Below are 20,209 nucleotides of genomic sequence, written 5' to 3' on the forward strand. Positions count from 1 at the left end.
GCAATCGTTTGTATTGCCGCCCGCGTTATTTTTGTTATGTTGGATGGGAGCTGTGTCGTCACAGCCGCTTCTGAAGTCTGAACATAGGGTCGGGTAAATGGCAAAAGTATCATTGGAGAAAGACAGGATTAAATTCCTGTTGGTGGAAGGGGTTCATCAGAGCACGGTCGATAATTTACGTGCCGCCGGTTATACCAACATCGAATACCACAAGGGTGCGTTAGACACCGAATCGCTGAAGGCATCCATCCGCGATGCACACTTCGTCGGCATCCGATCGCGTACGCATCTGACCGAAGAGGTGTTCGCCGCCGCAGAAAAACTGGTGGCGGTGGGCTGCTTCTGCATCGGCACCAACCAGGTTGATCTGAAAGCGGCGACCAAACGCGGTATTCCGGTCTTCAACGCCCCCTTCTCCAATACCCGATCCGTGGCCGAAATGGTGCTGGGCGAGCTGCTGTTGATGCTGCGCGGCATTCCGGCCGCCAACGCCAAGGCGCACCGCGGCGTGTGGCACAAACTGGCCGTGGGCTCCTATGAGGCGCGCGGTAAAAAGCTGGGTATCATCGGCTACGGCCATATCGGCACCCAGCTTGGCATTCTGGCCGAAGGGCTGGGCATGAAGGTGTTCTTCTACGATATCGAGAACAAGCTGCCGTTAGGTAATGCGCAGCAGGTGCGCCATCTGTCCGACCTGCTCAATATGAGCGACGTGGTGACGCTGCACGTGCCGGAAACGCTGGCCACCAAGAACATGATGGGAGCGGAAGAGCTGGCGCTGATGAAACCAGGCGCCATTCTGATCAACGCCTCGCGCGGCACCGTGGTGGATATTCCCGCGCTGTGCGATGCGCTGGCCAGCAATCACCTGGCGGGCGCGGCGATCGACGTCTTCCCGGAAGAGCCGGCAACCAACAGCGATCCGTTCAACTCGCCGCTGTGTGAGTTCGACAACGTGTTGTTGACGCCGCACATCGGCGGCTCCACTCAGGAAGCGCAGGAGAACATCGGCGACGAAGTGGCCGGCAAGCTGGCGAAATACTCCGACAACGGATCGACCCTGTCCGCCGTCAACTTCCCGGAAGTGTCGCTCCCGGCGCATGGCCCGAACGCCAGCCGCCTGCTGCACATCCACGAAAACCGTCCGGGCGTGCTGACGCAGATTAACCAGATCTTCGCCGAAGAGGGGGTTAACATCGCCGCGCAGTATCTGCAAACCGGCCCGGAAATCGGCTACGTGGTGATCGACATCGAAGCGGAAACCGCGCGCGCCGACGCCGCGCTGCAGCGCATGAAGGCCATCGACGGCACTATTCGCGCCCGTCTGCTGTTCTGATTAGGCGGCATGCCGCAACGAAAAAGGCCGGAGCGATCCGGCCTTTTGCTATTTAGGTTCGTGCCACGCCCAGCTGCAGAGCGGGGTGAGGATTTCCGGCAGCGGGATATCCCAGTGCTCGGTCGGCAGGTGCTCCACCTGCTGGCAATCATGGGCCAGCCCGATGGGATAGGGGCCGTCGCTCTGCCAGTTTTGCAGGGTGCGATCGTAAAAGCCGCCCCCCATACCCAGACGCTGCCCGGTATGATCGAATGCCACCAGCGGCGTCAGCACGACGTCCAGCTCGCCCAGCGGCAACACCTGGCGCACATCGAGGCGCGGTTCGAGAATATTGAAGCGATTGCTCACCAGCGGCGTTTCCGGCGCATAGCGCAGGAACAGCAGGTGACCCGGGCTGAACGGGTGCAGCACCGGCAGGTAAACCCGTTTGCCGAGCGTCCACAGCTGCTCGATCAGCGGCCCGGTATCGAGTTCACCGTCAAATGACAGGAAGACCGCGATGCTGTGCGCCGCCTGAATGCGTGCATGTGCGGCAAGGCGCTCGGTTATCTTGTCTGCGGCAAAGCGTTGCTGATCCGGCGTAAGTTCGCGTCGGCGTTGGCGAATGAGTTGGCGAATGGCCTGGCGCTGCTGCGCGAATTGGGGTTGAAAAGGCATCGTATCAGGCTTGCTCAGTGTGGCGTTCGGCACACATAAACCGCTGAGAAGGGGAATCTCCGAGATGCCGTCGCAGGCTGTAACCCTTGAACCCATGGTTCAAGGTGAACGTGCCGTCGCAATCTTAAGGCTTCTCGGCGCACCGAGCGTGCTCACCGATCGCGGAGCAACACATTCTGTTTGTACTAAATATCGGCTCAGGGGACTGGCCCGCTGGCGAACATCTCAGAGAAATTTTGTACTCGTTGCCGAAACTGTGATTTCAACAACTTAAGTTATTCGAATTGTGCATCCTGACGTTCAGAGATGCGACCTTGTTCAAGCAGCGCTTGTTCAATGGTCTGCTGCAGCATCCGTATGCGTTGTTCCATATTGGACGCATAGTCACGGGTTTTCAACCGTTCTTGAGCAAGTTCGTGACAGACGTTCAATGCCGCGATGAAAACCAGTTGCTCAGTATTGGAGACTCTAGTGCGAACTTTAAGATCTTGCAACCGTTGGTTAAGATCGTCCGCCGCCATATTCAACGCATCTTGTTGTTCTGGCGGGCAATTGACTCTTAACGAGCGGCCAAAAATTTGAATATCTACCGGTTGTGCAGACATGCCACCTTCCTGCCTAAATTTCGCGCCAGCCTTGTCCGCCCTGGCCGGGCCGTCAAAGCGGGCGCCACTATATATACCTCGGTACCAAGATACAACCCCTTTTTCAGTACCTGGTTGTAATCTACTGTGGCGCACATTGCCAGTCAAAAAAGGGTTTCAAAATGCGTATTTACCGCACTTTCGCCACCCGACGGCGCAGTGTGAAACCTGCCACATCGCGATTATAACTAGCCACTGAGGTGTCGCGCTTATCTGGTATAGCGACGGACCTTGGTGGTAGCATAACACGAACTTATCCTGCCAACGATGACGAATGCGCATGTCTATACAGAATACATTTCCAAGTTACCAATCTTTGACCGTGGCCCTCAACCAGCAGTCGGTGGCGCTGACCGCGGCAGAAATGCATGGCCTGATCAGCGGCCTGTTGTGCGGCGGCAGCCGTGATGCCGGCTGGCAGGCGCTGGTGCACGATCTGACCAACGAAGGCGTCGCCTTCCCGCAGGCGCTCAGCCAACCGCTGCAACAGCTGTATGAAGTGACGCGCGAAACGCTGGAAGACGACGAATTCCTGTTCCAACTGATGCTGCCGGAAGGGGGGATCGTCAGCGTGTTCGATCGCGCCGACGCGCTGGCCGGTTGGGTCAACCACTTCCTGCTCGGCCTGGGGATGATGCAGCCGAAGCTGGCTCAGGTGAAAGACGAAGTCGGGGAAGCGATCGACGATCTGCGCAACATCGCGCAGCTGGGCTACGACGAAGACGAAGATCAGGAAGAATTGGAACAGTCGCTGGAAGAAGTGGCGGAGTATGTGCGGGTTGCCGCCATCATGTGCCACGGCGAATTCACCCGTCACAAGCCAACGGCGCCGGAAAACATCAAACCGACGTTGCACTAAGCGTCTTATCGCCCCTCCGCCGGCGGTGCGGATGGCATGATTTCAGGAGAAGGTAATGACTCAGCAGGAATTCAACAACCGCCGTCAGGCGCTGTTGGCGAAAATGGCGCCGGCCAGCGCGGCGGTTATTTTCTCTGCGCCGGAAACGACGCGCAGTGCAGATTCAGACTATCCCTATCGGCAGAACAGCGACTTTTGGTACCTGACCGGCTTCAATGAGCCGGAAGCGGTGCTGGTGCTGATCAAAAGCGACGAAACGCACAACCACAGCGTGCTGTTCAATCGGGTGCGCGATCTGACGGCGGAAATCTGGTTTGGCCGCCGCCTGGGGCAAGACGCTGCGCCGGCGAAGCTGGGCGTGGATCGCGCGCTGCCGTTCGATGAAATCAATGATCAGCTGCACCTGCTGCTCAACGGCCTGGACGTGGTCTACCACGCGCAGGGCGAATACGCCTACGCCGATCAGATCCTGTTCGATGCGCTGGACAAGCTGCGCAAGGGGTTCCGCCAGAATCTGCAGGCGCCGGCCACCGTGACCGACTGGCGGCCGTGGCTGCACGACATGCGCCTGTTCAAATCGCCGGAAGAGCTGGCGGTGATGCGCCGCGCCGGTGAGATCAGCGCGCTGGCGCATACCCGCGCGATGGAAAAATGCCGTCCTGGCATGTTCGAATACCAGCTGGAAGCGGAGATTCATCATGAATTCACCCGCCTCGGCGCCCGCTACCCGTCTTACAACACCATCGTCGGCAGCGGCGAAAACGGCTGCATCTTGCACTACACCGAGAACGAGAGCCAGATGCGCGACGGCGATTTGGTGCTGATCGACGCCGGCTGCGAGTATCAGGGGTATGCCGGCGACATTACCCGCACCTTCCCGGTCAACGGCAAGTTCAGCAAGCCGCAGCGCGCGGTGTACGACATTGTGCTGACGTCGCTGCTGCGCGCTTTGGCATTGTTCAAACCCGGCACCAGCATCCGCGAAGTCAACGACGAAGTGGTGCGCATCATGGTGGTCGGGCTGGTGGAACTGGGCGTCTTGAAAGGTGAAGTCGACCAACTGATTGCCGAGCAGGCGCACCGGCAGTTCTTTATGCACGGGCTGAGCCACTGGCTGGGCCTCGACGTGCACGACGTCGGCCACTACGGCACGCCGAGCCGCGATCGGCTGCTGGAGCCGGGCATGGTGCTGACCGTGGAACCGGGGCTGTACATTGCGCCGGATGCGGACGTGCCGGCGGAATACCGCGGCATCGGCATCCGCATCGAGGACGACATCGTGATCACCGCCGACGGCAACGAAAATCTGACCGCCACCGTGGTGAAAGACGCCGATGCCATCGAGGCTTTGATGGCGGCGGCAAGGTAACGGAATGAGCGTAATTATCGTTGGTGGCGGTATGGCGGGCGCGACGCTGGCGCTGGCTATCTCGTCGCTTACTCAGGGAAGAATGGCCGTGGATCTGGTCGAGGCGACTCGGCCGGATGACCGCAGCCATCCGGGCTTTGACGCCCGCGCCATCGCATTGGCGCAGGGCACCTGCCAACAGCTGGCGCGCATCGGTGTTTGGCCGGCGCTGCGCGACTGCGCCACGCCGATCACTCAGGTGCACGTCAGCGATCGCGGCCATGCCGGTTTCGTGAATCTGCGGGCGCAGGATTATCAGGTCGATGCGCTTGGCCAGGTGATCGAACTGCACGACGCCGGGCAGCGGCTGTTCGCGCTGCTGGCGAAGGCGCCGGGCGTTACGCTGCATTGCCCCGCGCGGGTGGTGGACGTGATTCGCACCGCAGAGCGGGCGGAAGTGCAACTGGATACCGGTCTGCGGCTGTGCGGGCAGCTGCTGGTGGCGGCCGACGGTTCGCGTTCGGCGCTGGCGCAGGCCTGCAACGTGCAGTGGCGGCAGGAGGAGTATCCGCAGTTCGCCACCATCGCCAACGTCACCACGGCGGAAGATCCGCAGGGGCGCGCCTTCGAGCGTTTTACCCGCTACGGGCCGCTGGCGCTGCTGCCGATGTCGCAGGGGCGCAGTTCGCTGGTGTGGTGCCACGCGCGCGAAGATCGCGCCCGGGTGGATGCCTGGGACGACGAGCGTTTTATCGCCGAGCTGCAACAGGCCTTCGGCTGGCGGCTGGGGCGTATCCTCAAGGCCGGTAAACGGCACAGTTATCCGCTCAGCCTGCTGACCGCCGATCGTCATGTCAGCCATCGTCTGGCGCTGGTGGGCAACGCGGCGCAGACGCTGCACCCGATCGCCGGGCAGGGGTTCAACCTCGGCCTGCGCGACGTGATGTCGCTGGCGGAAACGCTGGCGGAAGCGGTAGACAGCGGCGAAGACGCCGGCGGTTATGCGCTGCTGAGCCGCTATCAGCAGCGGCGGCAAAACGATCAGCAGGCGACGATCGGCGTGACCGACGGATTGATCCGCCTGTTCGCCAACCGTTATGTCCCGCTGGTGGTCGGCCGTAATCTGGGGCTGATGGCGATGGAGCGTTTGCCGGCGGTGCGCGACGCCTTCGCCAAGCGCACGCTGGGCTGGGTGGAACGTTAGACACAGAATCGGGCGCCCTGTGGCGCGCCCAAAACGCGGCGCGGCAAGGCGTCGCGCGTTATTTAAGGAAATCGAGCAGCATGCAATCATTTGACGTGATTATCGCCGGTGGCGGTATGGTGGGGTTGGCGTTGGCCTGCGGCCTGCAGGGCAGCGGGCTGCGCGTGGCGGTGCTGGAACAGCGCCAGCCGGACATGGCGCCGCCGTCGGAGCAGCCTGCGCTGCGCGTCTCCGCCATCAATGCCGCCAGCGAGCGTTTGCTGCAGCACATCGGCGTGTGGGACGACATTCTCCAGCAGCGCGCCAGCGCTTACAACGCGATGGAAGTGTGGGAGCGCGACAGCTTCGGCAAAATCGCCTTCCGCGGCGACGAGTGCGGCTTCAGCCATCTCGGCCACATTATCGAAAACTCGGTGATCCAGCAGGCGCTGTGGAAACGCGCCGAAAGCCTGTCGGACATCACGCTGATTACCCCGGCCGCGCTCAAGCAGGTGGCGTGGGGCGAGAACGATGCCTTCGTTACGCTGGAGGACGGGCGCATGCTGACCGCCCGTCTGGTGATCGGCGCCGACGGCGCCCAGTCGTGGCTGCGCCAGCACGCCGACATCCCGCTCACCTTCTGGGATTACCGCCACCATGCGCTGGTTGCCACCATTCGCACCGAAGAGCCGCATCAGGCGACGGCGCGGCAAATTTTCCACGGCGACGGCATTCTGGCGTTCCTGCCGTTCAGCGATCCGCATTTGAGTTCCATCGTCTGGTCGGTGACGCCGGAAGACGCCGAGCGGCTCAAACAGCTTGAGCCGGAGCAGTTCAACCGCGAACTGGCGATGGCCTTCGATATGCGTCTGGGCGCCTGCAGCCTGGAAAGCGAGCGGTTGGCGTTCCCGCTGACCGGCCGCTATGCGCGCAGCTTCGCCGCGCACCGCCTGGCGCTGGTGGGCGATGCGGCGCATACCGTGCATCCGCTGGCCGGACAGGGCGTGAACCTGGGCTTTATGGACGCCGCCGAGCTGATTGCCGAACTGCGCCGCCTGCAGCGGCAGGGCAAGGATATCGGCCAGCACCTCTATCTGCGCCGCTATGAGCGCCGCCGCAAACATGGCGCGGCGGTGATGCTGGCCAGCATGCAGGGTTTCCGCGAACTGTTCGACGGCAACCACCCGGCCAAAAAGCTGCTGCGCGACGTGGGACTGCGGCTGGCGGACAGCCTGCCGGGCGTCAAGCCAAAGCTGGTGCGTCAGGCAATGGGCCTGAACGATCTGCCCGAGTGGCTTGCCTGATACCTGCCTTCTGCGAGCCCCCAGCGGGCTCGCGCTTCTCGCCTTATGCCATCGTCTTTCCTTATATAACCCTTCATTTGAAATAATCTAATTTCAGCCGCTTTTTATCATTACTTTTTCTAATTCCATGTTCGGTTATCAAAAGTCGGAATCTCATGCGCGGCCGTCGGTTTGTTATATAACTTCGGAGTTTTGCCGCTTTAATTGTTAATTTTGTGCCTTAAAGCGCATTTTTCCAGTGAAAAACTCTGCACACTAGCCCGGCATTTTACCGCCCTGGAACGGCGATGAGCCTATTTTAACTTATGGTTAATGTGGTCGTTCGGTGATAAGTTCGAGGGAAAGGTATCGTTTGCGTCACGGCGGTTGCACGCAGTTTCCGCCCGTCCCGGCGCAGCATTTGTGTTGAGCAGTCAGTGCGCCATGGCGATCGGGCCGCGAGCCAGGCTCCGCCGCATTGCGTGGCAGCACCCTAACTTCTAGCGACGAGTGGAAAGAGGGAAAAGATGGCAAAGCAAACCCCACTGTACGACCAGCACGTGGCGTGCGGTGCGCGCATGGTAGACTTTCACGGCTGGATGATGCCGCTGCACTACGGCTCGCAGCTCGATGAGCACCACGCGGTGCGTCAGGATGCCGGCATGTTCGACGTGTCTCACATGACCATCGTGGATCTGCATGGCGCCCGCACCCGCGAGTTCCTGCGCTACCTGCTGGCGAACGACGTCGCCAAACTGACCCAACCCGGCAAGGCGCTGTACACCGGCATGCTGAATGCCTCCGGCGGCGTGATCGACGACCTGATCGTTTATTTCCTCACTGAAGACTATTTCCGCCTGGTGGTGAACTCCGCCACGCGCGACAAAGACCTGGCCTGGATTGAAGAGCACGCCGCGCCGTATGGCGTTGCGCTGACGGTGCGCGACGATCTGGCGCTGATCGCGGTACAGGGCCCGCAGGCCAAAGAGCGTGCCGGCACGCTGTTCACCCCGGAACAAAAAAGTGCGGTCGAAGGCATGAAGCCGTTCTTCGGCGTGCAGGCCGGCGAGCTGTTCATCGCCACCACCGGTTACACCGGCGAGGCCGGCTATGAGATCGCGCTGCCGAAAGAGCAGGCGGCGGATTTCTGGCAAAAATTGCTGGCCGCGGGCGTCAAGCCGGCCGGTCTGGGCGCGCGCGACACGCTGCGTCTGGAAGCGGGCATGAACCTCTACGGGCAAGAGATGGACGAAGGCGTTTCACCGCTGGCCGCCAACATGGGCTGGACCATCGCCTGGCAGCCGGACGATCGCCGTTTCATCGGCCGCGAAGCGCTGGAACAACAGCGCGAGCAGGGCACCGAGCAACTGGTCGGCTTGATCATGACGGAAAAAGGCGTATTACGTAATGAGCTGCCGGTGCGTTTCACCGACGCGGCGGGGCAAACTCACGAAGGCGTGATCACCAGCGGTTCGTTCTCTCCGACGCTGGGCTTCAGCATCGCGCTGGCGCGCGTGCCGGCAGGTATCGGCGAGCAGGCCATCGTGCAGATCCGCAACCGTGAAATGCCGGTCAAAGTGACCAAGCCCGGTTTCGTTCGCGCCGGCAAGCCGCTGACAAATTGATTTTTTATTGATTGATTCTTTTATTTCTTCGAAGGAGTAATCGGCGATGAGCAATGTGCCAACAGAATTGAAATACGCATCCTCCCACGAGTGGGTTCGTTCAGAAGGTAACGGCGTTTACACCGTAGGCATCACCGAACACGCGCAGGAACTGCTGGGCGATATGGTGTTTGTCGATCTGCCGGAAGTGGGCCGCAAAGTCGCCGCCGGTGAAGATTGCGCCGTGGCGGAGTCCGTCAAGGCGGCGTCGGACATTTACGCGCCGATCAGCGGCGAAATCGTGGCGGTGAACGGCGAGCTGGAAAGCTCCCCGGAGCTGGTGAACAGCGAGCCTTACGGTGACGGCTTCCTGTTCCAGATTAAAGCCGCCGACGAAGGCGAGCTGGCGAACCTGCTGGACGCCGCGGCTTATCAGGCCTCGATCGACGAGTAATCGTGACCACGCCCCAGGCCTTTTGGCCGGGGCGTTTTAGTTACCGCTCAAGCTATATCCCGTATCACGCAAGCATTCAGGAATTTGTAGCAATGACTCAGACACTCAGCCAACTCGAACACAGCGAAGCGTTCATTGAACGCCACATCGGCTCTTCTGCGGAACAACGCCAGGAGTTGCTGGCAGCGGTGGGCGCTCGCTCGCTCAGCGCGCTGATCCAACAGATCGTGCCGGCGGACATTCAGCTGCCGGGGCCGCCGCCGGTCGGCGACGCGGCGACCGAACACCAGGCGCTGGCTGAGCTGAAGGCGATCGCCTCGCAAAATCAGCGCTACAAATCCTATATCGGCATGGGCTACAGCGCCGTGCTGACGCCGCCGGTGATCCTGCGCAACATGCTGGAAAATCCGGGTTGGTACACCGCTTATACCCCTTATCAGCCGGAAGTGTCGCAGGGCCGCCTGGAAGCGCTACTGAACTTCCAGACCGTGACCCTCGATCTGACCGGCCTGGATCTGGCTTCCGCTTCGCTGCTGGATGAAGCCACCGCCGCCGCCGAAGCGATGGCCTTGGCCAAACGCGCCAGCAAGCTGAAAGACGCCAACCGCTTCTTCGTGGCTGACGACGTGCATCCACAGACGCTGGACGTGGTGCGCACCCGCGCCGAAACCTTCGGCTTCGACGTCATCGTCGATAAAGCGGAAAAAGTGCTGGAGCTGGACGGCGTGTTCGGCGTGCTGCTGCAACAGGTGGGCACCACCGGCGAGCTGCACGACTACAGCGCGCTGCTGGCTGAATTGAAATCGCGCAAAATCATCACCAGCGTGGCCGCCGACATCATGGCCCTGGTGCTGCTGACCGCGCCGGGCAAGCAGGGCGCCGACGTGGTGTTCGGCTCCGCGCAGCGCTTCGGCGTGCCGATGGGCTACGGCGGCCCGCACGCCGCCTTCTTCGCCTGCCGCGACGAGTTCAAGCGCTCGATGCCGGGCCGCATCATCGGCGTTTCCCGTGATGCCGCCGGCAACACCGCGCTGCGCATGGCGATGCAGACCCGCGAGCAGCATATCCGCCGCGAGAAGGCCAACTCGAATATCTGTACCTCGCAGGTGCTGCTGGCCAATATCGCCAGCCTGTACGCGGTGTACCACGGCCCACAGGGGCTGCAGCGCATCGCCGGGCGTATCCATCGCCTGACCGACATTCTGGCCGCCGGGCTGCAGAAGGCCGGCCTGACGCTGCGTCACAACACCTGGTTCGACACCCTGACCGTTGAAGTGAAAGACAAAGCGGCGGTGCTGGAACGCGCGCTGAGCTTCGGCATCAACCTGCGTACCGATATCCACGGCGCCGTGGGCATCACGCTGGACGAAGCCACCTCGCGGGAAGACGTGCAGACGCTGTTCACACTGCTGGTCGGCGACAACCACGGCCTGGACATCGACGCGCTGGACGCGGCGGTGAGCAAGAGCAGCCAATCGATCCCGGCCGCCATGCTGCGTCAGGATCCGATCCTGACCCATCCGGTATTCAATCGCTATCACAGCGAAACCGAGATGATGCGTTACATGCACCGTCTGGAACGTAAGGATCTGGCGCTGAACCAGGCGATGATCCCGCTGGGTTCTTGCACCATGAAATTGAACGCTGCGGCGGAGATGATCCCGATCACCTGGCCTGAATTCTCCGAGCTGCATCCGTTCTGCCCGCCGGAGCAGGCTGCCGGCTACCAGCAGATGATCGGCCAACTGTCTCAGTGGCTGGTACAGCTGACCGGCTATGACGCGGTGTGCATGCAGCCGAACTCCGGCGCGCAGGGCGAATACGCCGGCCTGCTGGCGATCCGTCGCTACCACGAAAGCCGTAACGAAGCGGGCCGCCACGTCTGCCTGATCCCGAGCTCGGCACACGGCACCAACCCGGCCTCTGCCCAAATGGCGGGCATGAGCGTGGTGGTGGTCGCCTGCGACAAGAACGGCAACATCGATCTGCACGATCTGCGCGTCAAGGCAGAGCAGGCGGGCGAAGAACTCTCTTGCATCATGGTGACCTACCCGTCGACCCACGGCGTGTATGAAGAAACCATCCGCGAAGTGTGCCAGATCGTGCATCAGTTCGGCGGTCAGGTGTATCTGGACGGCGCCAACATGAACGCCCAGGTGGGTATCACCACGCCAGGCTACATCGGCGCGGACGTTTCGCACCTCAACCTGCATAAAACCTTCTGCATCCCACACGGCGGCGGCGGTCCGGGCATGGGCCCGATCGGCGTGAAAGCGCACCTGGCGCCGTTCGTGCCGGGCCACAGCGTTGTGCAGATCGACGGCGTAACCACCCAGCAGGGTGCGGTTTCCGCAGCGCCGTTCGGCAGCGCCTCCATCCTGCCTATCAGCTGGATGTACATCCGCATGATGGGCGCGGAAGGCCTGAAGCAGGCCAGCCAGATGGCGATCCTGAACGCCAACTACATCGCTACCCGCCTGAAAGGCGCATACCCGATTCTGTATACCGGCCGCGATCACCGCGTGGCGCACGAATGTATCCTCGATATTCGCCCGCTGAAGGAAGAGACCGGCATCAGCGAAATGGACATCGCCAAGCGCCTGATCGACTTCGGCTTCCACGCGCCGACCATGTCGTTCCCGGTGGCGGGCACGCTGATGGTCGAGCCGACCGAGTCGGAAAGCAAGGTGGAACTGGATCGCTTTATCGATGCGATGCTGGCGATCCGCAGCGAGATCGATCGCGTCGCCAAAGGCGAATGGCCGCTGGAAGATAACCCGCTGGTGAATGCGCCGCACGTGCAGGCGGAGCTGGTCAGCGACTGGCAGCACCCGTACAGCCGCGAGCTGGCGGTGTTCCCGGTGGCCGGCGTGCGCGAGAACAAGTACTGGCCGAGCGTTAAGCGCCTGGACGACGTGTACGGCGACCGTAACCTGTTCTGTTCTTGCGTGCCGATGAGCGATTACGAATAACACGTTCGGCAAAGTTTGTGTTCGGGGGACACCGCATCATGCGGTGTCCCTTTTTATTTTATTGCGGCCTATTCTTTTCTGTACGTTCCCACGATTTGAGGAGTCACCATGCAAGCGGCAATCGTAACAGCGCTGGGGCAAGCCCCGGTTTTCGGCACCTTTGAGGAGCCCCAGGCGCAGGCGAATGAAGTGCCGATCGAGGTTCTGGCGGCCGGCATCAAACAGCTGGATCGCGCTACCGTCGCCGGCACCCATTACTCCAGCCCCAAGCAGCTGCCGATCGTGCCCGGCACCGACGGCGTGGGCCGGACGGCCGACGGGCAACGGGTCTATTTCGCCTCCTTCCGCCGTCCTTACGGCGCGATGGCTGAGCGCAGCGTCGCGTCATGGACGGTGCCGGTGCCGGAGGCGGTAGACGACGCCACGGCGGCGGCGCTGATCAATCCGGCCTTCGCCGCCTGGCTGCCGCTGCGCTGGCGAGCGGATCTGCAGCCCGGTGAAACGGTGCTGATCATCGGCGCTACCGGCACCTCGGGCAAACTGGCGGTTGCGGCGGCGCGTCAGGCGGGAGCCGGGCGCATCGTTGCCGCCGGCCGTCGGCTGAGCGTGTTGGAGGCGTTGGGCGTGGATGCCACGGTGGATCTGAGCCTGCAGGGCGAGGCGCTGACGCAGGCCTTCGCGGCGGCGGCGGGGCCGGGCGGTTATCAGGTGATCGTCGATTATATCTGGGGCCCGGCGACCGAAGCGCTGCTCGCGACGCTCAATAATCACGATCTCTCGTCTTACGCCGGCGGGCGCGGCATTCGCCTGGTCAACGTTGGCTCGATGGCCGCGCCGGACATCCGGCTGCCGGCGGCGGTATTGCGCAGCAATCAGCTGCAGATCCTCGGCAGCGGCACCGGCAACTTCCCGCCGATCCCGGAGATGCAGCGCTACGCGACCGAAATTCTGGCGCTGGCGGCGACGGGCGCGCTCACTATCGAGACGCAGGAGCACGCGTTGGCGGAGATCGCCGAGGTGTGGGATCTGAACAAGAAAAGCGACGTGCGTTCGGTGATACGCATCGCCCGTTAGGCCCTTGCCGTTAACGGCAAGGGCAGACCAGGTGAATATCCTCCGGCTCGCGGGCGAACAGCTCGGCATCCGGGCGCTCGATGAGCCGGCAGCCCTGCGCCAGATAGAAGTCTACGGTGCTTTTGTTAGGGATGGAGGAGACGTATAGCCCGGCGGCGCCTTCCTGCGCCGCCTGACGCAGGCAGAGTTGAAACAGCTGCTTGCCCAGCCCCAGGCCGCGTTGGTGCGCGCTGACGTAAAAGAACAGCAGCTGGCGCAGATCCCGCTGCGGGCCGCGCGGCTCGGTGTCCAGCGCCGCCGCCGCGACGATCTCCTCGCCTTCGAACCGCGCGAAGAACGCGCCGCCGCGATCGAAGCAGGCTTCGTGGATTGGCGTATAGGTTTCCTGGTCGTGCGGATCCCAACCGCGCACGTCGTAGTAGTCCGGGTAGGCTTGCAGCTTGCCGTCCTGCAGGCGATACAGGGTGTCGATGACTTCACTGCGGTCGATATCCCATAGGCGGTCGAGTTGCTGCCGTTGCAGCAGAACAGGGGCGCTCATGATCGTTATTCACTCTCAGTCTGTGGCCGGTAACTTTCCGGCAAATCGATAATAAAACCGATGCCGCGATCGTCGAGGCCTTCAGTGACGCGCAGCTGCGCGCCGATTTTGTCGGCCAGGTTCCGGGCGATGGCCAATCCCAGCCCGCTGCCGGTTTGCTGCGTGCCGGGCACGCGGTAAAAGCGTTCAAACAGGCGCGGAAGGTGCTCTTCGCTCACTCCGGGGCCGTTGTCGCGCAACGTAATATAGCAGCCGAGCGGTGCCAGCGAACGGATATTGGCTTCGATGCGGCTACCGGGCGGCGCGTACTTGAGCGCGTTGTCCAGCAGATTGGTGAAGATGGCAATCAGCGCATGGCGATCGGTGTTTATCACCACGTCCTCGCTGCCGTCGAGCGAGAGTTCCACATCCTTTTCCAGCGCATAGGGGACGTGCTGCGCGATGCATTTGCCAATGTCGGCGTAAATGTCCACCGCCTCGATTTTCAGCGGAAAATCCTCCGCCTCCAGCTTGGCCAGGTTGATCAGCTGGCGCGACAGCGACGCCGCGCGATCCAGCCCCTGCTGCATGTCGCCGATGATCTCCCGGCGCTCCTGTTGCTCCGAGACCTGGGTCAGCAGATGCAGCTGCGCCAGCACGGCGGCGATCGGCGTGCGCAGTTCGTGCGCCGCATCGGCCATAAAGCGTTTTTCGCGCTGGTTGGCGGCGTCGATGCGCGCCATCAGCTTGTTGACCTCCACCACCACCGGCCGGATTTCCTGATACTGCTCGCTGACGTTGATCGGCGACAGGTTACCCGGCTGGCGATCGGAGATGGTGCGGGCGATCTGGCGCAGCGGCCGCAGGCTGAAGTAGGCGGTAAACAGCAGGGTGATGATGATCGCCGCCAGAATGCCCAGCAGCGGCATGGCGGTGCTTTCCGCCGGGTTACCGAACAGCGTGGTGCGATCGTTGAACGACTCGCCGACGATCACCCGGTATTGACGCTTTTCGCTCCAGCTGCCGGCAAGATGCCAGTTGGCGCCGGCGTACTTAACGGAGCCGGACAGCACCGAAGGCGGCAGGCGCAGCGGCTCTCCCTGCGTCTGCGAACTGTAAAGCACCCGGTTGTCCCGATCGTAAACCACGAACAGCGGGTGGTAATCGATTTGATCCTGCATGCCGTTATTGATGGAATCAATGTACATGCCTTCAATGGTCTTGATGATGCCGCGGTAATCGATATTGTCGGTGCCGGTTTCATCGAGAATATTGGCGATACCCACGGCGACGATGCGTTGCTGGTTATCGAAATATTTTTCCATGTCGGGGTAATACCAATATTTCACCCAGGCGACGAGGATCCCCCACAATAATAAAATGGCCAGGACCTGGAAAATAATGGTGCGCATAAAGAAGGATTTGAAACCGATCATCCTGCTACTCTTTCTTCAGCAAATAACCAATGCCGCGTACGGTAATAATTCTTTCTTTACCGATCTTGCGCCGTAAATTATGCATGTGCACTTCCAGCGAGTTGCTTTCCACGCTGTCGCCGTGGCCGAACAGCCGCTGTTCCAACACCGCTTTGCGCACCACGGTGCCGGCACAGCGCATCAGCTCGTGCAGCAGGTGATACTCTTTTTTCGACAGCATCAGCAGTGCGTTATCCAGCGTCACCTGATGGTTTACCGGGTCGAGATACAGCGTGCCGAGGCTCCAGGTTTGCGAAGCGAAGCCCGCCATGCGTCGGTTGACCGCCTTGACGCGTGAGATGAGCTCGGGCAGCGCAAAGGGTTTGGCCAGAAAGTCGTCCGCGCCGGAATCCAGGCTGTTCACCAGGCTTTCGATGCGGTCGCGGGCGGTCAGGATGATGATGGGGATATTTTGCCCGGCTGCGCGCCAGGCGATTAGCTTTTGCAAACCGTCGCCGTCCGGCAGCGTAAGATCCAACAGCATCAGGTCGAACCCGCCGGGTGAAAGTTTATTTTCCGCGTCCGCGAGCAGGCGCACCCAGCACAAATTAAAGCCGGTGAGCTCCAATGCGCGGCACAGCGCCTTGCCTAATTGCAGGTCGTCTTCCACCAACAGTATGTTCACGTTTGTTCCGCTGAGATCTTCAAGTCGCGATTATCTAACTATAACCCTGCCGGGAAGACAACGGGGAAACTCGCTTTGCCTGCGCGTTCTTAAGCAAACCTTAATCTGGCTTTAATCTCGCGTTAAGGGAACGCGGTGGAATTTCAGTTATTTTGCTGCCATTCGATACCACAACAGAAGGAGCGAAACATGCAGACTGACGGTTCCCCGCCTGCGGGCACCTCGCGGCGGCTGATATATGCAGGCGTGGCGGCCGTGCTCGTTCTGTTGATGCTGTCTTTTCGCGGCGACGCCCAGAGCCATGGCCATAGCGGCCTGCATGCTGCCGGCTTACAACGGGGGCATCAGGTGACGACGCCGGACGCCTACGGCTGCGTCAAAGCGCGCATTAAAAAGCAGCTGCGCCGCCTGGCTCAGCTTTAAAGCGTTTTTTAGCGCGCGGCTCTATACTCTGACGGGCAAACGGGGCGCCTGTGCACAGGCCGCTGTGTTGATATCGCCAACCAGAGAAAAACAATATGACGAAAGTGGCATTGGTCACAGGCGCGAGCCGGGGAATTGGTCGTGCGACCGCTTTGCGGCTGGCCCGGCAGGGCTATGCGGTGGGGGTGAATTACCTGCGCGACGAAAGCGCGGCGCGGCAGGTGGTGGCGCAGATTGAGGCGCAGGGCGGCAAGGCGCTGGCGCTGCAGGCCGACGTGGCCGATGAAGCACAGGTGATGGCGATGTTCGCTGCGCTGGACGCCGGGCTGGGCACGCTCAGCGCGCTGGTCAACAATGCCGGGGTTCTGTTCCAGCAGGCGAACATTGAACAATTGACCGCCGAGCGCATCAATCAGGTGCTCGGCACCAACGTGACCGGTTACTTCCTGTGTTGCCGCGAGGCGGTGAAGCGCATGGCGCTGCGCCATGGCGGGCAGGGCGGCGCTATCGTCAACGTTTCCTCCGCGGCGTCCCGGTTGGGGGCGGCCGGGGAATACGTCGATTACGCCGCCTCGAAAGGCGCCGTCGATACCCTGACCATCGGGTTATCGCGCGAGGTGGCGGCGCAGGGCATCCGCGTCAACGGCGTGCGGCCCGGATTCATCTATACCGAGATGCACGCCAGCGGCGGCGAGCCCGGCCGGGTGGATCGCGTGAAGGACAGTTTACCGATGCAGCGCGGCGGGCAGCCGCAGGAAGTGGCGGAGGCGATCGCCTGGCTGCTGTCTGACGCCGCGTCTTACGTGACCGGCACTTTTATCGAGGCCGCAGGCGGGCGTTGAATGCATGAGGGGGTTTTGACATCCCGCCGTGCGGAGTGTATTTTGATTAAATAACAATCAAAATGTAGTTACAAAAATGTATGTTTATTTTGAATGGAATCAGGATAAAAATCACAGCAACCAGCGTAAACACCGCGTCAGTTTTGAGATTGCGCAACGGGTTTTTCTGGATCCCAACCATTTGGCCGTGCTGGAGAGGATCGAGGGCGGAGAAGAACGCTGGCAAACGCTCGGTATGGTCGGCTCCTGTTTGCTGCTGCTGGTGGCGCATACGACGATCGAAACGGATGTCGAAGGCGATACAGTAGAGATCGTGCGTATCATTTCAGCACGCAAGGCCGATGCCAAAGAGAGGGGAAGATATGAAGCGCAAAAATTCAGCCAAAAATCTGGCGCATAGCGTACTCCCTCCGTTGACGGAGGAGCAGAAAGCGCAAATTGCTTCGTTGAGTGCGCTGCCGGATGAGGAGATCGATTATGCCGATGCCCCGGCCTTGGGTGAGGAAAAGTGGCAGACTGCGGTGCAGGGGCGTTTTTATAAACCGATGAAAGTATCGAAAACCATCCGAATTGATGCGGATGTGTTGGCCTGGCTTCAGCGGCCAGGCAAAGGCTATCAGAAACGCCTGAACGCTGTGTTGCGTGAGGCAATGTTGAAAGAGCATGAGCGCGAGGAATAAGTCGTGTCAGACGGGTAACGGTCCGGTGAGGTTCTCACCGGATTTTTTTGCAGTTTTTCAGGTAAAGCCTACCAGCATTAGCTGCCGCTCGGCGGCGTTCGGTCAAAACCACAAAAACGGTCATTAACGGTCATGTTGCGGAACGTGGAATTGTGACCGTTTACCGTTTCTCTCCTGTCTGTCGCAGACGCGAACACATCATAACTGACTGTTACTCCACACTTTCGTAATTATTCATTTCATTTCCTTCCCGATTTTTTTGACAACTATCACACCGCCATCGTTGACCGATCGCGGGGCGATGCGCTTTGCGTCTGCGCGCAAAACACGGCGCGGCAAATCGATATCGTAATCATCGTCCTGGAGGAGAAAAGAAACATGCTGCCTGTAGAACGTCATCGCTTTATCACCGAAGTCTTGAGCCAGCGCGGCCGCGTGATGGTGCAGGAGGTGGCGCAGCTGTGCCATATCTCTATCGAGACGGCGCGGCGTGATTTGGCCTTGCTGGAACGGCGCGGCCTGCTGCTGCGCAGCCACGGCGGCGCGGTGTTCGTCGAGCCGCCGGCGGTGGAGAAAACCTATGTGCCCGCTGAGATAGACCAGGGGGAATCTTTCCGCCAGCGCAGCAACGAGGCGCCGGAGCAGAAAACGCGCATCGCCAAACGCGCGCTGGAATTTATCGCGCCGGGGGATTGTCTGCTGCTGGACAGCAGCTCCACCAGCTGGTTTTTGGCGCGCCAACTGCCGGATATCTCGCTGGTGGTATTGACCAACTCGCTGCACATCATCCAGACGCTGGCCTGCAAGGCCAACGTGCGCACCATCGGACTGGGGGGCGAGTATTCCGCCAAGTACGAGGATTTTATCGGCGTGCTGGCGGAACAGATGTTGAAGGAGTTTGTGATCAACAAGCTGTTCTTCTCCTGCCACGGCATCTGTCAGGACGGCGGCATCCGCGAGAGCAATGAGCACCATGCGCGGTTGAAGCAGCAGATGCTGCTGGCGTCGGAGCGCAAGTTCCTGCTGGTGGACAGCAACAAGTTCGGCCGCCGCTCGTTCGCGCGCATCTGCCACTACCGGGAGATAGATACCTTAATCACCGATCGGCTCAGCGACGACGAATTTCGTCAGGAACTGGCCTGGAACAACGTAGACGTGATTGAAGTTTCACCCGCCGCGAAAAGGGCGGCGCGATAACAACAACGAAAACCCTTATTACAGCCAACACTTGTGGAGAGAGAACAATGAAAAAATCCGTACTGGTCGGTCTGTTTGCCTCGCTGCTGCTTTCGGTCTCCGCGCAGGCGGCGGACAAGCTGAAAATGGGCGTGGTGGTGAAGATCGGCGGCATTCCCTGGTTCAACGCCATGGAGGCCGGCATCAAAAGCGAGGGCGCCAAACGCGGCATCGACGCCTGGATGGTCGGGCCGACGGCGGCGGACCCGGCGCTGCAGGTGCGCGCCATCGAAGATCTGATCGCGCAGAAGGTGGACATCATCGGCGTGGTGCCGAACGACGCCCGGGTGCTGGAGCCGGTGCTCAAGCGCGCGCAGGAAGCGGGCATCAAGGTGATCGTGCACGAATCCCCCGGCCAAAAGTACGCCGACTGGGACTTTGAGCTGGTGGACGCCTCGCAGCACGGCGTCAACCACATGAAAGCGCTGGCCGCCTGCATGAAAGAGCAGGGCAAGTACGCGGTGTATGTCGGCAGCCTGACGGTGCCGCTGCACATCACCTGGTCAGACTCGGCGATCAACTACCAGAAGCAGCACTACCCGAACATGCAGCTGGTGGGCGACAAGTTCGGCGTGGGCGAATCGCTGGATGACAGCGTGCGCACCACCAACGATCTGATGGCCAAATATCCCGATCTGAAAGGCGTGCTGGCCTTTGGTTCACAGGGGCCGATCGGCGCCGGGCGCGCGGTGCTCAACCGCGGCAAAAGCAACGATATCTGCGTCATCGGGCCGTTCAGCCCGGGCCAGGGCGCTTCGCTGGTCAACCGTGGCGCCATCAAGGGTGGCTATATCTGGAATCCGCTGGTGGCGGGCGAAGTGTTCGTGCGCATCGCCGACATGATGCATAAGGGAGAAAAAATCACCGACGGCATGACCATCGAAGGCATGGGCAAGGTGCAGGTGGATGCGCAGCAGCACACCATTCTCGGCAACGCCACCGAAAGCCTGGATAAGCAAAACCTGCCGAAGCTGGTGAAGATGGGGCTGTAATC

Annotated in this window: 20 protein-coding genes and 1 other RNA gene; 15 read left to right on the top strand and 6 right to left on the bottom strand. The window is 61.0% G+C overall.

Annotated elements, in window-relative coordinates:
* Positions 1-97: 97 nt before the first annotated feature.
* A complete protein-coding gene (gene serA / locus ACJ8QI_RS20480; RefSeq protein WP_025304156.1) occupies positions 98-1,336 on the top strand; it encodes a phosphoglycerate dehydrogenase in 1,239 nt (412 codons plus the stop codon).
* A gap of 48 nt (positions 1,337-1,384) precedes the next feature.
* On the opposite strand, the gene ACJ8QI_RS20485 is transcribed toward serA, so the two are convergent.
* From ACJ8QI_RS20485 to zapA, 3 genes are all read right to left on the bottom strand, one after another.
* Positions 1,385-1,993 (bottom strand): 5-formyltetrahydrofolate cyclo-ligase, encoded by a 609-nt coding sequence (locus ACJ8QI_RS20485; protein WP_164268624.1) that lies wholly within the window; start codon positions 1,991-1,993, stop codon positions 1,385-1,387.
* 52 nt (positions 1,994-2,045) lie between these two features.
* A non-coding RNA gene (gene ssrS, locus ACJ8QI_RS20490) (6S RNA) lies at positions 2,046-2,228 on the bottom strand.
* A 40-nt stretch (positions 2,229-2,268) separates the two neighbouring features.
* Positions 2,269-2,598, bottom strand: coding sequence for a cell division protein ZapA (gene zapA / locus ACJ8QI_RS20495; RefSeq protein WP_004931621.1), 330 nt, complete (start codon positions 2,596-2,598; stop codon positions 2,269-2,271).
* Positions 2,599-2,917: 319 nt separating this feature from the next.
* On the opposite strand from zapA, the gene ACJ8QI_RS20500 reads away from it, so the two are divergent.
* The 8 genes from ACJ8QI_RS20500 (at position 2,918) to ACJ8QI_RS20535 (ending at position 13,414) form a co-directional block, all read left to right on the top strand.
* Complete coding sequence (locus ACJ8QI_RS20500; RefSeq protein ID WP_442533001.1) at positions 2,918-3,496, top strand: YecA/YgfB family protein; 579 nt, start codon at positions 2,918-2,920, stop codon at positions 3,494-3,496.
* A gap of 55 nt (positions 3,497-3,551) precedes the next feature.
* Positions 3,552-4,865, top strand: a complete 1,314-nt coding sequence (pepP, locus tag ACJ8QI_RS20505) for a Xaa-Pro aminopeptidase (RefSeq protein ID WP_442533002.1) — start codon at positions 3,552-3,554, stop codon at positions 4,863-4,865.
* Positions 4,866-4,869: 4 nt separating this feature from the next.
* Positions 4,870-6,048: a 2-octaprenyl-6-methoxyphenyl hydroxylase gene (gene ubiH / locus ACJ8QI_RS20510; RefSeq protein ID WP_336844307.1), complete on the top strand. Its 1,179-nt coding sequence runs from the start codon at positions 4,870-4,872 to the stop codon at positions 6,046-6,048.
* A gap of 80 nt (positions 6,049-6,128) precedes the next feature.
* Positions 6,129-7,331 carry an FAD-dependent 2-octaprenylphenol hydroxylase gene (gene ubiI / locus ACJ8QI_RS20515; RefSeq protein ID WP_049273437.1) on the top strand — a complete coding sequence of 401 codons (1,203 nt, stop codon included), beginning with the start codon at positions 6,129-6,131 and terminating at the stop codon, positions 7,329-7,331.
* A gap of 506 nt (positions 7,332-7,837) precedes the next feature.
* Positions 7,838-8,935 (top strand): glycine cleavage system aminomethyltransferase GcvT, encoded by a 1,098-nt coding sequence (gene gcvT / locus ACJ8QI_RS20520; RefSeq protein ID WP_060448418.1) that lies wholly within the window; start codon positions 7,838-7,840, stop codon positions 8,933-8,935.
* A gap of 46 nt (positions 8,936-8,981) precedes the next feature.
* Complete coding sequence (gene gcvH, locus ACJ8QI_RS20525) at positions 8,982-9,368, top strand: glycine cleavage system protein GcvH (RefSeq protein ID WP_049199255.1); 387 nt, start codon at positions 8,982-8,984, stop codon at positions 9,366-9,368.
* Between the two features lie 92 nt (positions 9,369-9,460).
* Positions 9,461-12,340, top strand: a complete 2,880-nt coding sequence (gene gcvP / locus ACJ8QI_RS20530; protein WP_442533003.1) for an aminomethyl-transferring glycine dehydrogenase — start codon at positions 9,461-9,463, stop codon at positions 12,338-12,340.
* Positions 12,341-12,448: 108 nt separating this feature from the next.
* Positions 12,449-13,414: a quinone oxidoreductase family protein gene (locus tag ACJ8QI_RS20535; RefSeq protein ID WP_060441306.1), complete on the top strand. Its 966-nt coding sequence runs from the start codon at positions 12,449-12,451 to the stop codon at positions 13,412-13,414.
* 10 nt (positions 13,415-13,424) lie between these two features.
* Here ACJ8QI_RS20535 and ACJ8QI_RS20540 read toward each other — a convergent pair whose 3' ends face one another.
* From ACJ8QI_RS20540 to ACJ8QI_RS20550, 3 genes are read right to left on the bottom strand one after another with little or no spacing between them, the layout of a single operon-like run.
* A complete protein-coding gene (locus ACJ8QI_RS20540; RefSeq protein WP_060422828.1) occupies positions 13,425-13,955 on the bottom strand; it encodes a GNAT family N-acetyltransferase in 531 nt (176 codons plus the stop codon).
* Between the two features lie 5 nt (positions 13,956-13,960).
* On the bottom strand, positions 13,961-15,370 hold the full coding sequence (locus ACJ8QI_RS20545; protein WP_049199249.1) for an ATP-binding protein: 1,410 nt from the start codon (positions 15,368-15,370) through the stop codon (positions 13,961-13,963).
* 4 nt (positions 15,371-15,374) lie between these two features.
* The gene (locus ACJ8QI_RS20550; protein ID WP_187321685.1) at positions 15,375-16,034 is read right to left on the bottom strand and encodes a response regulator; all 660 of its coding nucleotides are present in this window, start codon (positions 16,032-16,034) and stop codon (positions 15,375-15,377) included.
* A 189-nt stretch (positions 16,035-16,223) separates the two neighbouring features.
* Here ACJ8QI_RS20550 and ACJ8QI_RS20555 point away from each other — a divergent pair, with 189 nt between their 5' ends.
* The 6 genes from ACJ8QI_RS20555 (at position 16,224) to ACJ8QI_RS20580 (ending at position 20,207) form a co-directional block, all read left to right on the top strand.
* Positions 16,224-16,457, top strand: coding sequence for a hypothetical protein (locus ACJ8QI_RS20555; RefSeq protein WP_060441308.1), 234 nt, complete (start codon positions 16,224-16,226; stop codon positions 16,455-16,457).
* 95 nt (positions 16,458-16,552) lie between these two features.
* A complete protein-coding gene (locus ACJ8QI_RS20560) occupies positions 16,553-17,299 on the top strand; it encodes an SDR family oxidoreductase (protein ID WP_442533004.1) in 747 nt (248 codons plus the stop codon).
* 76 nt (positions 17,300-17,375) lie between these two features.
* Complete coding sequence (locus ACJ8QI_RS20565) at positions 17,376-17,699, top strand: BrnT family toxin (RefSeq protein ID WP_047570632.1); 324 nt, start codon at positions 17,376-17,378, stop codon at positions 17,697-17,699.
* Complete coding sequence (locus ACJ8QI_RS20570) at positions 17,662-17,979, top strand: BrnA antitoxin family protein (protein ID WP_141960186.1); 318 nt, start codon at positions 17,662-17,664, stop codon at positions 17,977-17,979. Before ACJ8QI_RS20565 ends, ACJ8QI_RS20570 begins: the two co-directional genes overlap by 38 nt.
* A 378-nt stretch (positions 17,980-18,357) precedes the next feature.
* A complete protein-coding gene (locus ACJ8QI_RS20575) occupies positions 18,358-19,176 on the top strand; it encodes a DeoR/GlpR family DNA-binding transcription regulator (RefSeq protein WP_004931653.1) in 819 nt (272 codons plus the stop codon).
* 47 nt (positions 19,177-19,223) lie between these two features.
* Complete coding sequence (locus tag ACJ8QI_RS20580) at positions 19,224-20,207, top strand: substrate-binding domain-containing protein (RefSeq protein WP_060422843.1); 984 nt, start codon at positions 19,224-19,226, stop codon at positions 20,205-20,207.
* The last annotated feature ends 2 nt before the right edge of the window (positions 20,208-20,209 follow it).

The organism is Serratia sp. CY84636 (assembly GCF_052166245.1).
GTDB lineage: Bacteria > Pseudomonadota > Gammaproteobacteria > Enterobacterales > Enterobacteriaceae > Serratia > Serratia nevei.

Bases quoted from the DNA above. Each gene is read 5' to 3' on its own strand.
- ACJ8QI_RS20560 (WP_442533004.1), top strand. From the start codon at position 16,553: ATGACGAAAGTGGCATTGGTCACAGGCGCGAGCCGGGGAATTGGTCGT.
- ACJ8QI_RS20575 (WP_004931653.1), top strand. From the start codon at position 18,358: ATGCTGCCTGTAGAACGTCATCGCTTTATCACCGAAGTCTTGAGCCAG.
- ACJ8QI_RS20540 (WP_060422828.1), bottom strand. From the start codon at position 13,955: ATGAGCGCCCCTGTTCTGCTGCAACGGCAGCAACTCGACCGCCTATGG.
- ACJ8QI_RS20555 (WP_060441308.1), top strand. From the start codon at position 16,224: ATGCAGACTGACGGTTCCCCGCCTGCGGGCACCTCGCGGCGGCTGATA.
- ACJ8QI_RS20535 (WP_060441306.1), top strand. From the start codon at position 12,449: ATGCAAGCGGCAATCGTAACAGCGCTGGGGCAAGCCCCGGTTTTCGGC.
- gcvH (WP_049199255.1), top strand. From the start codon at position 8,982: ATGAGCAATGTGCCAACAGAATTGAAATACGCATCCTCCCACGAGTGG.
- gcvT (WP_060448418.1), top strand. From the start codon at position 7,838: ATGGCAAAGCAAACCCCACTGTACGACCAGCACGTGGCGTGCGGTGCG.
- serA (WP_025304156.1), top strand. From the start codon at position 98: ATGGCAAAAGTATCATTGGAGAAAGACAGGATTAAATTCCTGTTGGTG.
- ACJ8QI_RS20565 (WP_047570632.1), top strand. From the start codon at position 17,376: ATGTATGTTTATTTTGAATGGAATCAGGATAAAAATCACAGCAACCAG.
- ACJ8QI_RS20500 (WP_442533001.1), top strand. From the start codon at position 2,918: ATGTCTATACAGAATACATTTCCAAGTTACCAATCTTTGACCGTGGCC.
- ubiH (WP_336844307.1), top strand. From the start codon at position 4,870: ATGAGCGTAATTATCGTTGGTGGCGGTATGGCGGGCGCGACGCTGGCG.
- ACJ8QI_RS20545 (WP_049199249.1), bottom strand. From the start codon at position 15,370: ATGATCGGTTTCAAATCCTTCTTTATGCGCACCATTATTTTCCAGGTC.
- ACJ8QI_RS20580 (WP_060422843.1), top strand. From the start codon at position 19,224: ATGAAAAAATCCGTACTGGTCGGTCTGTTTGCCTCGCTGCTGCTTTCG.
- ACJ8QI_RS20570 (WP_141960186.1), top strand. From the start codon at position 17,662: ATGAAGCGCAAAAATTCAGCCAAAAATCTGGCGCATAGCGTACTCCCT.
- pepP (WP_442533002.1), top strand. From the start codon at position 3,552: ATGACTCAGCAGGAATTCAACAACCGCCGTCAGGCGCTGTTGGCGAAA.
- ACJ8QI_RS20485 (WP_164268624.1), bottom strand. From the start codon at position 1,993: ATGCCTTTTCAACCCCAATTCGCGCAGCAGCGCCAGGCCATTCGCCAA.
- gcvP (WP_442533003.1), top strand. From the start codon at position 9,461: ATGACTCAGACACTCAGCCAACTCGAACACAGCGAAGCGTTCATTGAA.
- zapA (WP_004931621.1), bottom strand. From the start codon at position 2,598: ATGTCTGCACAACCGGTAGATATTCAAATTTTTGGCCGCTCGTTAAGA.
- ubiI (WP_049273437.1), top strand. From the start codon at position 6,129: ATGCAATCATTTGACGTGATTATCGCCGGTGGCGGTATGGTGGGGTTG.